Here is a 12,525-nt window from a genome sequence, read left to right on the forward strand (position 1 = left end):
AGCTCAAACCTTGAACCGCCCCACCAGCATCTGCAAATGCGTCCCCAACCGCGCCAGCTCGACGCTGGAGGCCGCGGTCTCTTCACTGGCGGCCGAGGTCTGCTCGGACACATCGCGCACGTTCAGCACGCTGCGGTTGATCTCTTCGGCCACTGCGCTCTGTTGCTCGGCAGCAGCAGCGATCTGCTGGTTCATCGACTGGATCGCCGACACAGTGCGGGTGATGCTTTCCAGCGAACCACCGGCGCGGCGGGTCAGTTCGACGCTGCTGTCGGTCAGGCTGCGGCTGTTGTCCATGATGGTTGCGACTTGCTGAGTGCCGGTTTGCAGGCCGACGATCAACTCTTCGATTTCTTCGGTGGACTTCTGGGTGCGCTGGGCCAGGCTGCGGACTTCGTCTGCGACCACCGCAAAACCGCGCCCGGCTTCACCGGCGCGGGCGGCTTCGATGGCGGCGTTGAGCGCCAACAGGTTGGTTTGCTGGGCCACGGACTTGATCACGTCGAGCACGCTGCCGATCTTGTCGCTTTCGCGCTTCAGATCGCCCATGGCGGCGGTGGAGTTGCCGACTTCGACGGCCAGGCGTTCGATCTGGGCGATGGCTTCGCCGACCACTCTGTCACCCTCGCGGGCTTGTTGGTCGGCGGCGACGGCGGCTTCGGACGCTTCCTCGGCGTTGCGCGCGACTTCCTGCACGGTGGCCGTCATTTCGTGCATGGCGGTGGCCACTTGATCGGTTTCGACCTTCTGGCTGTTGACTCCGGCGCTGGTCTGCTCAGTGACGGCAGACAGCTCTTCAGCGGCGCTGGCGATTTGGGTCACGCCATCGCTGATGCCACCGATCAGATCTCGCAGGCCCAGGGTCATGCTCTGCATGGCGCGCTGTAACTGACCCAGTTCGTCCCGGCGTTCGGACGTCAGGTTGTGAGTCAGGTCGCCCGCGGCGACACGCTCGGCCACTTTGAGGGTCTGGCTCAGAGGAATGACGATCTGGCGAGTGATGGCCCAAGCTGCGAACAAGCCAAAGGCCGACGCGAGGACGGTGGCCATCAGCAGCAGGTTTTTGGCGTGCGCTGCATCGGAGTCACGCACGACGGTTTGCGAGACAGTGAGCTTTTTGCTGAGGTCGAGCAGAATGTCGCCTTGCGTGCTCATGCGTTTGAGGGCGGCAGCGCTGGCGACCTGGGAGTCGCGGAACTGGCTGACGGCCGCGCGATAGGCTTTGAGTGAGTCGGTCGCTTGTTGCAGGTTGGCGATGTGTTGTTCCGGCAGTTGAGACGGCAGGCTTTCGAGGTTTTTCAGAGCGTTGCCAATGGCGTCCAGCGCAGGCTGCTCGGCCTCGGGTTTACCGCTGTAGGTATAGCCGCGGACCTGGAAACGCGCTTGTTGGATCAGCTTGCTCAGGTCGATCACGTTGTTGAACTGAGCGACGCTGTCGCCTTGCAACAAGGATTTTTCGACTTCGGCGACACGGGCCACGGCGTTATCGGCGGTGGCGCCCAGTTTGCTGCGAGCATCTTCGCGGGTAGCGGTGGCCTGAGTCATATCAGCGAAGGCGCGTTTGTATTCGCTGACCGCGGCCAATTGTTGATCGATCATTGCCACGTCGGCAGGCTGTTCGATCAGCGAGCGGGCGGTTTTCAGGCCGGTATCGAGTTGGCCGATCAGCTCGTTGACAGCGCCCGGGCCTTGTTCGCCACGGCGCATGTCGTAATCCAGGCGGGCGAGGCGCAGGTCTTTGGTCAGCTCATTGAGGCTGGAAATAAACCCAAGCGTATCGCCACGGCTGATCACACCGCTCAGACCGGTCCAGCCGGTGAAGGTGATCAACAAGGTCAGAAGTAGCACCAGACCGAAGCCGATACCCAGTTTGCGATTGACGCTTACGTTTCCCAGTTTCTCGGCTAGCCAACGGTACATGCTGCAACTCCCCTAGGACCTAATCGGTTTTATGGGAACTGTATCGGCCGGCTGGCAGGGATCTGTAGGGGAGTAAACACTTGTGGCGAGGGCGCAAGCTCCCTCGCCACAAGTAGGGTGTTTGACGTTAAAACAGTCGCGAAAGCAGCGCAGTGACGGCGGTTTCAACCCGCAGGATGCGCTCGCCAAGTTGCACCGGTTGCAGGCCGGCCTTGCCCAGCAAGTCGATTTCGTAGGGAATCCAGCCGCCTTCGGGGCCGATGGCCAGGGTCACGGGTTCGTCCAGGCCACGAGGGCAGGGCGGGTAGTTACCGGGATGACCGACCAGACCGAGGGTGCCTTCGGTAATGGCCGGCAAACGATCTTCGACAAAGGGCTTGAAGCGCTTCTCGATGACGACTTCCGGCAGCACGCTGTCCCGGGCCTGTTCAAGACCCAGGATCAACTGCTCGCGAATCGCCTCGGGTTCCAGGAACGGGGTTTGCCAGAAGCTCTTCTCGACGCGATAGCTGTTCACCAGCACGATGCGCGGCACACCCATGGCGGCCACGGTCTGAAACACCCGACGGAGCATTTTCGGTCGCGGCAGGGCCAGCACCAAAGTCAGTGGCAGCTTGGCCGGTGGCGGCTGGTCGAGGGTGACACGCAACTCGGCTTCATCGGCGTCCAGGCGCAGCAACTCGGCCGAGCCCATCAAACCGCCGATACGCCCGACCCGCAGGCTGTCGCCAACCGCCGAGCGATGGACTTCCTGCATATGAGTCAACCGGCGATCGCGCAGGATCGCCCGGTCGGCCGCAATGAAGTCGGCCTCTTCGAGGAGCAGCAGGTTCACGCTTGGGTCGCTGGCGGCTGGTCGTTGTGATCGTCAGCCGGCTGATCGTCCGGGTGCTCGCCGCGCTTGCTGATCAGGCTACCGAACAGGATGCCGATCTCGAACAGCAACCACATCGGAACGGCCAGCAACGTCTGCGAGAAGATGTCCGGCGGCGTCAGGATCATGCCGACCACGAAGCAGCCGATGATCACGTACGGACGTATTTTCTTCAGGTAGGCGACGTTGACCACACCGATCCATACCAGCAGCACCACGGCTACCGGAATCTCGAACGCCACGCCGAAGGCGAAGAACAGCGTCATGACGAAATCGAGGTAGCTGCTGATGTCGGTCATCATCTCCACGCCGGCCGGGGTGGCGGCGGCGAAGAACTTGAAGATCAGCGGGAACACCAGGTAATAGGCGAACGCCATGCCGGTATAGAACAGCATGATGCTCGATACCAGCAAGGGCACGGCAATGCGCTTCTCATGCTTGTACAGGCCCGGTGCGATGAAGCCCCAGATCTGATGCAGAATCACCGGGATCGCCAGGAACAGCGAAACCATCATGGTCAGTTTCAGCGGCGTCAGGAATGGCGACGACACGTCGGTGGCGATCATCGTCGCGCCGGCCGGCAGGTACTGCCGTAGCGGCGTGGAGACGAAGGTATAGATCTGCTGGGTGAAGGCGAACAACCCGGCGAAGATGATGAAGATCGCCGCTACGCAACGCAGCAGGCGAGTGCGCAACTCGGTGAGGTGCGAAACCAGCGGCATGTGCTGGTCGTTTTCGGGGAGATCGCTCATGAGGCTCGCGGCGGCAAAGTGGTGTCGTGAGGCGCCGGTGTTGTCGGCGCGGCGGCTGGAGCAACAGGTTCAACGGACGCGACCACCGGCGCCGACTCAACAGCTTTCACCGTTTCCGTTGGTGCAGCGGCAGGTGCAGCTTCTACAATCGGAGCATGAATCGTCTGCTCCGCCGCGGGCTCAACCGGCTGAACCGGCGTCGGCTCCTGCTGAGTTGGCGTGAAGATCTTCCGCGCCTCCTGCTCCAGGGACAGAATGTGCTCGTTGTGCAGTTGCCGGCGAATCTCGTCGGCACCGATTTCACGTTCAACTTCTTGTTTGATCGCGTTGAAGCTGCGCTTCAGCCGCCCAACCCACAGACCGGCGGTGCGCGCAGCGCCCGGCAGACGCTCGGGGCCCAGCACCAGCAGGGCGACAAGGCCGACAAGCAGCAGTTCAGAGAAGCTGATACCAAACATTAGTCAGTGCTCACGAGTCTTTGCGGATCGGCTCTTCGACTTTTTGCGCCTGCACGTCGATGGTGTGCGGCGGGTTCACGGACTGTGTGGTCTGTGGCTGAACAGGTGGAACCGGTTGGGCCGGGGTCGCTGTCGGGTCAGCCGGTTTCTCGTCGTCGTTCATGGCTTTACGAAAGCCCTTGATCGACTCGCCCACGTCAGTGCCGAGGTTTTTCAGTTTCTTGGTGCCGAACACCAGCACCACGACAACCAGGATGACGACCCAGTGTTTCCAGTCAAAAATGCCCATGTTGCGTTCCTCTCTAAATAGTTGTTCAGGCGGACGGGCGAGAGGCTTTCTCGGCGTGTCCGGACAGACCGAAGCGACGGTCCAGTTCATCGAGCACAGCCTGTGGATGCTGCCCCAGTTGGGCGAGCATGACCATGCTGTGGAACCACAAATCGGCGGTCTCGTAGATCACATCGCTACAGTCACCGCTGATGGCGGCATCCTTGGCGGCAATGATGGTTTCGACCGACTCTTCGCCGACTTTTTCCAGAATCTTGTTCAAGCCCTTGTGGTACAGGCTGGCGACATACGAGCTATCGGCGGCGGCGCCTTTGCGCTCTTCCAGCACCTGAGCCAGACGGGTCAAAGTGTCACTCATGTTTGTGTCCTGCGGAATAGATAGCGTGCGGGTCTTTCAGCACCGGGTCGACGGTTTTCCAGTCGCCGTTCTCGAAGACGCGGTAGAAGCAGCTCTGACGGCCGGTATGGCAGGCGATGTCGCCGATCTGCTCAACCATCAGGATGATCACGTCAGCGTCACAGTCCAGGCGCATCTCATGCAGGGTTTGCACGTGGCCGGACTCTTCGCCCTTGCGCCAGAGCTTGCCACGGGAACGTGACCAGTAAATGGCACGGTTCTCGGCAGCGGTCAATTCCAGCGCTTCGCGGTTCATCCAGGCCATCATCAGGACGCGTCCGGTCTTGTGATCCTGGGCAATCGCGGGCACCAGGCCATCGGCGTCCCACTTGATCTCGTCCAGCCAGTTTTTCATCTTCGACTCCGACAGCGGGCTCTACTTCAATAGTTGAGGCCGACGTTCAATTCAGCGTTCAAACAGTGTGCCAGCCGATCACTCGACTGGCTATCGGCGAACGACCAGATACAAGCCGACCGCCACCATGATTCCGGCGGGCCAATGCCCCAATTCGTTCAGTGGGCCCCCGGCAGCGAGTATCGTGCCACCCGCCAGGTGAGCGGTACCGAGCAACCGCAGGAACCAGTCGTCCTTACGCTTGTGCCAAGGGGGGGGCGGGTCGTTGGCGTGGGGCTGGGACATACGTTCGAGCAGGTCGCGGGCCATGTTGGCCAGATGCGGGATTTGCTCGAACTGGCTCTGCACGTTGCCTAACAAGGCTTTGGGGCTGACGCGCTCGCGCATCCAGCGTTCGAGGAACGGCTGGGCGGTGTTCCACAAATCGAGGTCCGGGTACAGCTGACGGCCCAGGCCTTCGATGTTCAGTAGGGTTTTTTGCAGCAAGACCAATTGCGGCTGCACTTCCATATTGAAGCGTCGAGCGGTCTGGAACAGGCGCATCAGCACCTGGCCGAAGGAAATATCTTTTAACGGTTTTTCGAAGATCGGCTCGCACACGGTGCGGATCGCTGCTTCGAATTCGTTGAGTTTGGTTTCCGCCGGCACCCAGCCCGAATCGATGTGCAACTGTGCGACACGGCGGTAATCACGCTTGAAGAACGCGAACAGGTTGCGCGCCAGATAGTCCTGGTCTTCCGGGGTCAGGCTGCCGACGATGCCGCAGTCGATCGCAATGTACTGCGGGCTCCACGGTTGCACGGTGCTGACGAAGATGTTGCCGGGGTGCATGTCGGCGTGGAAGAAGCTGTCGCGGAACACCTGGGTGAAGAAAATCTCCACACCACGCTCGGCGAGCATTTTCATGTCGGTACGCTGGTCGGCCAGGGTCGCGAGGTCGGTGACCTGAATCCCGTAGATGCGCTCCATCACCAGCACTTTTGGCCGGCACCAGTCCCAATAGACTTGCGGCACATAGAGCAGCGGCGAACCTTCGAAATTGCGCTTCAGCTGGCTGGCGTTAGCCGCCTCGCGCAGCAGGTCGAGTTCGTCGTAGATGGTTTTTTCGTAGTCGCTGACCACGTCCACCGGGTGCAGCAAGCGAGCGTCGGCCGAGAGCTTTTCCGCCGCACGGGCAAGAATGAACAGCCATGCCAGGTCCTGGGCAATGATCGGTTTCAGGCCCGGGCGGATCACTTTGACGACGACTTCTTCGCCGGTTTTCAGCTGCGCGGCGTGCACCTGCGCCACCGAGGCCGAGGCTAGCGGTTCGACGTCGAAACGGCTGAAGACTTCACTGATTTTTTTGCCAAGCTGCTCTTCGATCAGCCGGATCGACACTTGCGAGTCGAATGGCGGCACGCGGTCCTGCAGTTTCATCAGTTCATCGGCGATGTCTTCGGGCAGCAGGTCGCGGCGCGTCGAAAGAATCTGGCCAAACTTGATGAAAATCGGCCCCAGGTCCTGCAGCGCCAGGCGCAGTCGCGCACCACGGCTCAGGTCCAGCGTCTTGCGCGGAAACCAGCGCCACGGCAAGGCAAAGCGCAGTGCCAGCAGAAACCAGGGCAGTGGCAGGGCGAACAGCAAGTCATCGAGGCGGTAGCGAATCACAACGCGCTGGATGCGCAACAAACGGCGGACGGCAAGCAGCTTCATGCGTTATCGCTTGGGTCGAGGGATCGGAAAAGGCGCTCGAAACGCGCCTCGAGACGTTCCAGATCGAGCTTGATCTGGTCCAGTTCATTAAAACGGGCGTCAGCTTCGCGCTGACCGACGAGGGCGCGCGATTCTTCGGCCAGGTATTCGCCCAGGTTCTGATTCAGGCTGGCGAACCCTTGCTGATACCAGCGTGCGCGACTGCGCAGGTGACCGCCGACCAGTTGCGTGGCCACCGGGCCGAGCCAGCGCGAGAGTTCGTACTCCCAGTCCAGTTCGAGGTCCTGAAGGATCGCCGCCAGTTCCAGCAGCACGCCACTGTCGCCGTCGAGTTCGACTTCCGGGGCATGCAGAACCGAGGTCTTGTCCTTGCTCGTCGCCAGTTTCAGCAGGCTTGAGGCCGGTGCGCGCAAGGTGCAGTCGGCACCGGTTTCCCACTGGGAGGCGAGCATCAGGCCTTCATCGCTGGGCAGGATGAACAGTTGCAACGCCGGGTTGCGGCAGTCGACGGCAACCACCTTGCCACTCAAATGCGCCAGCCGCGGCAGCGCCGTGCTGTCGAGACGCAGCACCCGGTTCAGGCCGAGCTCAACGCTGGCAAGCAGGCCGGCCAGCAGCATCAGGGCTTGATGCCGCGGTGCAGGGCGACGATGCCTGCGGTCATGTTGTGATAGGTCACGCGGTCGAAACCGGCCTCGACCATCATCGACTTCAGGGTTTCCTGGTTCGGGTGCATGCGGATCGATTCGGCCAGGTAGCGATAGCTTTCCGAATCATTGGTGATCAGCTTGCCCATCAACGGCATGAAGGCGAACGAATAGGCGTCGTAGGCCTTGGACATCAGCGCGTTGGTCGGCTTGGAGAATTCCAGTACCAGCAAACGGCCGCCCGGTTTCAGCACGCGCAGCATCGAGCGCAGGGCGTCTTCTTTATGCGTCACGTTGCGCAGGCCGAAGGCGATGGTCACGCAATCGAAATGGTTGTCCGGGAACGGCAGCTTTTCAGCATCGGCCTGGACGAATTCGACGTTGCCGGACACACCCAGATCCAGCAGGCGGTCACGACCGACCTTGAGCATGGATTCGTTGATGTCCGCCAACACTACCTGACCCGTCGGTCCCACAAGATGCGAGAACTTGCGGGTCAGGTCGCCAGTACCACCGGCGATGTCCAGCACGCGGTTACCGGTGCGCACGCCCGACAGTTCGATCGCGAAGCGCTTCCACAGGCGGTGCATGCCGCCCGACAGGAGGTCGTTCATCAGGTCATACTTGGCGGCTACCGAGTGGAAAACCTCAGCGACTTTTTCCGCTTTCTGGCTTTCCGGAACGTTTTTGAAGCCGAAGTGAGTGGTGGGTTCGGCATCGCTGCCTTTGCGCTGATCAGTCATATCGCTGTCACCAAAAGAGAATGCGGGACATTCTAATCCCGGTGGCCTGCTTTGTCTTGGCAAGGCTGAAGGTAAGATAGGCAACTACCGGGACGTTTTGACGCATGCAGGGTCAAGATGTCTTGAGCAAGTCACGATAAAGCAGGAGTCATTCGATGGCCCGTATTAGTGTTGAGCGTGCCCACGGCCTGGGTAAGGAAGCGGCCCGCGAGAAGGCCGACAAGTTGGCGCAGAAACTGTCCGAACAATATGGCCTGGAGCCGCAGTGGTCAGGCGACACCCTGAATCTCAGACGCTCGGGTGTAAAAGGGGCGGTGTATGTGGGCGAGGACTCGATCAAGGTCGATGTCGAACTGGGCCTGTTGATGTCCGCCATGAGCGGCACCATCAAATCGGAAATCGAAAGGGCGCTCGATAAAGCGTTGGCATAATCCGGTCGTTGTGTGGAATGCGATTAATGTGGGAGCGGGCTTGCTCGCTCCCACATTTGTTCTGCGTCTACAGGTTTTGTGTCACTTGTTAGGGTGCCGTTTCTAATTATTCTCACTACTTTGTGCCTGAGCCCGACTCTCTGCGGGCAGTTCCTCGACCCTTCTGCGCGTGAGGTGCACCATGGCCAAAGTTATTTTGAAGAAAAAAGTCGACGTTGAAACTAACGCCTTGGGCGACGTCAAATCGTATGCCCGCAAGATCTGGCTCGCTGGTCTGGGTGCTTACACCAAGGTCGGCCAAGAGGGTAGCGAGTACGTTCAAGAGCTGATCAAGGCTGGTCAAGCTGTTGAAAAGAAAGGCAAAAAGGTCGTCACTGAAAAACTTGAAGCGGCCAATGCCGAGATCGATGAAGCCAAGAGTGAAGTGAGCACTTTCAAAGGCAAAGTCGAACTTCAACTCGATAAGGTCGAGCGGGCTTTCGATACACGTATCGCAAGTGCCTTGAATCGTATCGGCATTCCGTCTAAACATGACGTTGAGACACTCTCTGCTAAGCTCGATGAGCTGACGGCATTGCTCGAACGTGTCGCGCGTAAATCTTAAGGAGAACGGGATGGCTGGTAAAAAGAATACTGAAAAAGAAGGCAGCTCGTGGATCGGGAAGGTCGAAGACTACTCCCGCAAGATCTGGCTGGCTGGTTTAGGCGTGTACTCGAAGATCGACACTGACGGCAGCAAGCTCTTCGATACATTGGTTAAGGACGGCGAGAAAGCCGAGAAGCTCACCAAGAGCGCTGTCGGCAAAAAAGTCGATGCCGCCAAGGACTCCGCTTCGTCGGCCAAGTCGCGCATCAGCGGCGTGAAAGATCGTGCACTGGGCAAATGGGATGAGCTGGAAGGGGCTTTCGACAAGCGTCTGAACAGCGCCATTTCGCGCCTGGGTGTACCGAGCCGCAATGAGGTCAAGGCACTGCACAGCAAGGTCGATACTCTGACCAAGCAAATCGAAAAACTCACCGGTGCCAAGGTTGCGCCTGTTGCGGCGAAAACCGCGGCGGCCAAACCAGCGGCCAAAAGCGTAGCCAAACCATTGGCCAAGGCTGCCGCTAAACCGGCAACCAAAACTGCCGCAGCGAAACCTGCAGCGAAACCTGCAGCCAAAGCGGCCGCAAAACCTGCAGCTAAAACCGCAGCGGCCAAACCCGTTGCAGCGAAGAAGCCAGCAGCCAAGAAGCCAGCAGTGAAAAAACCGGCAGCCCCGAAAGCGGCTGCACCAAAACCAGCAGCGGCTGCCGCCAAGCCGGTAACCCCGGTCAGCACGGCGAACTCCGCCACTGCACCGACCCCTGCTGTAACCCCGACTGCCGCGCCGGCTCCATCGACGCCAACCAGTCAGTCCTGAGTTCAGGACTAAAAAAACGCCCGGCCTGCAAAGGTCGGGCGTTTTTGTTTTGAAGATTCAAGATTTGGGTCGCTTGTCGAAAAAAGATCGCAGCCTTCGGCAACTCCTACAGGGGATTGCGTATACCTGTAGGAGCTGCCGAAGGCTGCGATCTTTTGATCTTAATGCTCTTCCAGATACTGCAACGCCAACCGCTCGGTCGCAATCTTGATCGGCGGCAGCAAGTGCGGCGCCACGAGCATCATGATCTGATACACCACCAGTCGCACTTCACCTTCACGGTCGAGAATCCGTTGATAGTCCAGTGAAAACAGCAAGGTCATGGTGATTTGTTCCACCAGCTGCCCCAGCGCCTGGGTGTCACTGACCAACTGACCTTGAGCTTTCAACTGTGCCAGCAATGACGCCAGTGTGCGCTTCAACGCATTGAGCAGGTTGCGTATCCCCTTGGCCAGTTTCGGCAGGCGGCCAGCAAGGTTCGACAGGTCCTGGAACAGAAACCGGTAATGGGCCAGGCGTTCGATGATCAGGTGCAGGAACAGCCAGTAATCTTCGGGCGCCAATTCCACATCGGACGGTGGATCGAGCAAGGGCGTCAGCTCGGCCTGGAAACGCTCGAACAGCCCGAGGATCAGCGGTTCCTTGCCGTGGAAGTGGTAGTAAAGGTTGCCCGGGCTGATGCCCATTTCGTTGGCCACTTCCATGGTGGACACATTCGGTTCGCCCTTCTGATTGAACAACTGCAGGGCACATTCGAGAATCCGGTCGCGGGTTTTCATCCAGTCTTCTTAATGGTCGAGTCATGCCACGGCCATTGGCGGCCGCGGTTCGTTGAACGTCAGCGCACGCGCACGTAAGTACCGGGTGCCGCCTCCATCGGTGGATAGTTCTGGTTGCCGAGGGTCATCTGGGTTTCGCGTTGCGCGCCGGAGCGTTCCTGAATCCAGCCCAGCCATGGCGTCCACCAACTACCGTCGACGCGCTTGGCGTCGTAATACCAGGCCCGTGGGTCGCTGCTCAGTTTCGGATTCTCGACGTAGTTGGCTTTCGGATTGTGGGGCGGGTTGAGAATGCTCTGCACATGACCGCTATTGGACAGCACAAAGCGCCGCTCGCCACCCAGCAGCAATGTCGAGCGATACACCGCATCCCATGGGGTGATGTGATCATTCATGCCCGCCACGCTGAAGCTGTCGACAGTGACTTTCTGCAGGTCGATCGGCGTGCCGCACACTTCCAGCCCGCCCGGATGACTCAGTGGGTTGTGCTTGAAGAAGTCCAGCAGGTCGCCATGAAACGCTGCCGGCAGCCGGGTGTTGTCATTGTTCCAATAGAGGATATCGAACGCCGGCGGCTCCTTGCCCAGCAGGTAGTTGTTGACGAAGTAATTCCAGATCAAGTCGTTGGGGCGCATCCAGGCAAACACCCTGGCCATGTCACGACCTTCCAGAACACCCTTCTGGTACGAGCGGCGCTTGGCCGCTTCCAGTGTCTGTTCGTCGGCGAAGAGGGTGGCCGGGCTGTCTATCTGACTGTCGAGCATGCTGACCAGGTAGGTCGCGCTGGACACCCGTCGTAGCTGCCGCTTGGCCTGCAAGTGCCCTTGCAGCGCGGCAATGGTCAGCCCGCCGGCGCAGGCACCCATCAGGTTGACCTCGCGAGCGCCGGTGATCGCCCGGCATACATTCATCGCTTCTTCGGCGGCTTCGACGTAAGACGACAGCCCCCATTCGCGATGACGTACATCAGGGTTGCGCCAGCTGATAACGAAGGTCTGCAAACCGTTTTTAAGGGCGAACTGGACGAAGCTGTTAGCGGGGCTCAAGTCAAAAATGTAGTACTTGTTGATCTGTGGCGGCACGATCAGCAAGGGCTTGGCATACTGCTTTTCGCTCATCGGTTTGTATTGGATCAGTTCCAGCAGCTCATTGCGAAACACCACAGAGCCGGTGGTGGTGGCGACCGTTTTGCCCACCTCGAATGCTTGTTTGGTGACTTGTCTTGGAAGGCCGTCGTTGTGGAGGAGGTCGTCGAGCAAATGGCCAATGCCCCGGACCAGGCTGCTGCCACCGGAGTTGAAGAGTTCCTTGATCGCCAGCGGATTGAGCAGGGTGTTGGATGGCGCCACGGCGTCGTTGATCAAGGCAAAGGCGAAGTGGGCGCGGGCACGATCCTCCGGGCTCATGTTGCTTTCGTCGATCCAGCTTTTGACTTCTTTCTGCCAGCTCAGATAGGCCTGCAAGCTGCGGCGATAAAAAGGATTGAGGCTCCACGTCGGGTCGGCAAAGCGACTGTCTTGGGGGTTGGTCGGGTGTAGGGTTTCACCCAACAGTACGCGGCCCAACTGGCCACCCAGCTTCAAGGCATGCCGGGCCGTATACACCGGATTGCGCAGGCCGTGGGTGGCCAGGCTGCGCAAGGTCGAAAGCAGGTCCCGGCCGCGCAGACCGGTAACCGCACTCTGTGCATTGATGAATGCAGCGGGAGTGGGCAGAGAGCCCTTCGCTGGTTTGTCGCGCATGAGTTAACACTCCTTCGTCATCAGGCCAAAAACAAACACA

General features: G+C 59.7%; 15 protein-coding genes. 3 read left to right on the plus strand and 12 right to left on the minus strand.

Translation table 11 applies throughout. The features are described from left to right. Positions 1 to 3: 3 nt before the first annotated feature. The 10 genes from AB7M29_RS05230 to ubiE form a co-directional block, all read right to left on the minus strand. Entirely contained in the window at positions 4 to 1,920 is a 1,917-nt protein-coding gene (locus AB7M29_RS05230; protein ID WP_454246464.1) for a methyl-accepting chemotaxis protein, read from the minus strand. Positions 1,921 to 2,047: 127 nt separating this feature from the next. Then, on the minus strand, positions 2,048 to 2,755 hold the full coding sequence (locus AB7M29_RS05235) for a 16S rRNA (uracil(1498)-N(3))-methyltransferase (protein WP_454246465.1): 708 nt from the start codon (positions 2,753 to 2,755) through the stop codon (positions 2,048 to 2,050). Then, complete coding sequence (gene tatC, locus AB7M29_RS05240) at positions 2,752 to 3,546, minus strand: twin-arginine translocase subunit TatC (RefSeq protein ID WP_123721594.1); 795 nt, start codon at positions 3,544 to 3,546, stop codon at positions 2,752 to 2,754. The genes AB7M29_RS05235 and tatC overlap by 4 nt, the downstream gene beginning before the upstream one ends. Then, a complete protein-coding gene (tatB, locus tag AB7M29_RS05245; RefSeq protein ID WP_454246466.1) occupies positions 3,543 to 4,004 on the minus strand; it encodes a Sec-independent protein translocase protein TatB in 462 nt (153 codons plus the stop codon). Before tatB ends, tatC begins: the two co-directional genes overlap by 4 nt. A 10-nt stretch (positions 4,005 to 4,014) precedes the next feature. Then, positions 4,015 to 4,293, minus strand: coding sequence for a twin-arginine translocase TatA/TatE family subunit (locus tag AB7M29_RS05250; protein ID WP_123721592.1), 279 nt, complete (start codon positions 4,291 to 4,293; stop codon positions 4,015 to 4,017). Between the two features lie 25 nt (positions 4,294 to 4,318). After that, complete coding sequence (locus tag AB7M29_RS05255; RefSeq protein ID WP_007899279.1) at positions 4,319 to 4,651, minus strand: phosphoribosyl-ATP diphosphatase; 333 nt, start codon at positions 4,649 to 4,651, stop codon at positions 4,319 to 4,321. Next, on the minus strand, positions 4,644 to 5,045 hold the full coding sequence (gene hisI, locus AB7M29_RS05260; RefSeq protein WP_007909357.1) for a phosphoribosyl-AMP cyclohydrolase: 402 nt from the start codon (positions 5,043 to 5,045) through the stop codon (positions 4,644 to 4,646). Before hisI ends, AB7M29_RS05255 begins: the two co-directional genes overlap by 8 nt. Before the next feature lie 90 nt (positions 5,046 to 5,135). Next, positions 5,136 to 6,740 carry a ubiquinone biosynthesis regulatory protein kinase UbiB gene (gene ubiB, locus AB7M29_RS05265; RefSeq protein ID WP_217855376.1) on the minus strand — a complete coding sequence of 535 codons (1,605 nt, stop codon included), beginning with the start codon at positions 6,738 to 6,740 and terminating at the stop codon, positions 5,136 to 5,138. Continuing rightward, positions 6,737 to 7,360 (minus strand): ubiquinone biosynthesis accessory factor UbiJ, encoded by a 624-nt coding sequence (locus tag AB7M29_RS05270; protein WP_454246467.1) that lies wholly within the window; start codon positions 7,358 to 7,360, stop codon positions 6,737 to 6,739. The genes ubiB and AB7M29_RS05270 overlap by 4 nt, the downstream gene beginning before the upstream one ends. Continuing rightward, complete coding sequence (gene ubiE / locus AB7M29_RS05275) at positions 7,360 to 8,130, minus strand: bifunctional demethylmenaquinone methyltransferase/2-methoxy-6-polyprenyl-1,4-benzoquinol methylase UbiE (protein WP_008005057.1); 771 nt, start codon at positions 8,128 to 8,130, stop codon at positions 7,360 to 7,362. The genes AB7M29_RS05270 and ubiE overlap by 1 nt, the downstream gene beginning before the upstream one ends. A 155-nt stretch (positions 8,131 to 8,285) precedes the next feature. Here ubiE and AB7M29_RS05280 point away from each other — a divergent pair, with 155 nt between their 5' ends. From AB7M29_RS05280 to AB7M29_RS05290, 3 genes are all read left to right on the plus strand, one after another. Beyond that, positions 8,286 to 8,561, plus strand: coding sequence for a polyhydroxyalkanoic acid system family protein (locus tag AB7M29_RS05280; RefSeq protein WP_007899268.1), 276 nt, complete (start codon positions 8,286 to 8,288; stop codon positions 8,559 to 8,561). A 181-nt stretch (positions 8,562 to 8,742) separates the two neighbouring features. Further along, entirely contained in the window at positions 8,743 to 9,165 is a 423-nt protein-coding gene (locus AB7M29_RS05285; RefSeq protein WP_007899266.1) for a phasin family protein, read from the plus strand. A 10-nt stretch (positions 9,166 to 9,175) separates the two neighbouring features. Beyond that, entirely contained in the window at positions 9,176 to 9,964 is a 789-nt protein-coding gene (locus tag AB7M29_RS05290; RefSeq protein WP_217855380.1) for a phasin family protein, read from the plus strand. A gap of 161 nt (positions 9,965 to 10,125) precedes the next feature. Here the strand turns inward: AB7M29_RS05290 and AB7M29_RS05295 are convergent, their stop codons facing one another. Next, positions 10,126 to 10,743, minus strand: coding sequence for a TetR/AcrR family transcriptional regulator (locus AB7M29_RS05295; RefSeq protein ID WP_052965056.1), 618 nt, complete (start codon positions 10,741 to 10,743; stop codon positions 10,126 to 10,128). 59 nt (positions 10,744 to 10,802) lie between these two features. Next, a complete protein-coding gene (phaC, locus tag AB7M29_RS05300; protein WP_052965057.1) occupies positions 10,803 to 12,485 on the minus strand; it encodes a class II poly(R)-hydroxyalkanoic acid synthase in 1,683 nt (560 codons plus the stop codon). Positions 12,486 to 12,525 lie beyond the last annotated feature (40 nt).

The organism is Pseudomonas sp. F-14 TE3623, from assembly GCF_053629015.1.

Coding starts and splice junctions, on each gene's coding strand:
- AB7M29_RS05250 (WP_123721592.1), bottom strand. CDS start 4,293: ATGGGCATTTTTGACTGGAAACACTGGGTCGTCATCCTGGTTGTCGTG.
- phaC (WP_052965057.1), bottom strand. CDS start 12,485: ATGCGCGACAAACCAGCGAAGGGCTCTCTGCCCACTCCCGCTGCATTC.
- ubiE (WP_008005057.1), bottom strand. CDS start 8,130: ATGACTGATCAGCGCAAAGGCAGCGATGCCGAACCCACCACTCACTTC.
- AB7M29_RS05255 (WP_007899279.1), bottom strand. CDS start 4,651: ATGAGTGACACTTTGACCCGTCTGGCTCAGGTGCTGGAAGAGCGCAAA.
- AB7M29_RS05280 (WP_007899268.1), top strand. CDS start 8,286: ATGGCCCGTATTAGTGTTGAGCGTGCCCACGGCCTGGGTAAGGAAGCG.
- ubiB (WP_217855376.1), bottom strand. CDS start 6,740: ATGAAGCTGCTTGCCGTCCGCCGTTTGTTGCGCATCCAGCGCGTTGTG.
- tatB (WP_454246466.1), bottom strand. CDS start 4,004: ATGTTTGGTATCAGCTTCTCTGAACTGCTGCTTGTCGGCCTTGTCGCC.
- AB7M29_RS05290 (WP_217855380.1), top strand. CDS start 9,176: ATGGCTGGTAAAAAGAATACTGAAAAAGAAGGCAGCTCGTGGATCGGG.
- AB7M29_RS05295 (WP_052965056.1), bottom strand. CDS start 10,743: ATGAAAACCCGCGACCGGATTCTCGAATGTGCCCTGCAGTTGTTCAAT.
- tatC (WP_123721594.1), bottom strand. CDS start 3,546: ATGAGCGATCTCCCCGAAAACGACCAGCACATGCCGCTGGTTTCGCAC.
- hisI (WP_007909357.1), bottom strand. CDS start 5,045: ATGAAAAACTGGCTGGACGAGATCAAGTGGGACGCCGATGGCCTGGTG.
- AB7M29_RS05270 (WP_454246467.1), bottom strand. CDS start 7,360: ATGCTGCTGGCCGGCCTGCTTGCCAGCGTTGAGCTCGGCCTGAACCGG.
- AB7M29_RS05285 (WP_007899266.1), top strand. CDS start 8,743: ATGGCCAAAGTTATTTTGAAGAAAAAAGTCGACGTTGAAACTAACGCC.
- AB7M29_RS05230 (WP_454246464.1), bottom strand. CDS start 1,920: ATGTACCGTTGGCTAGCCGAGAAACTGGGAAACGTAAGCGTCAATCGC.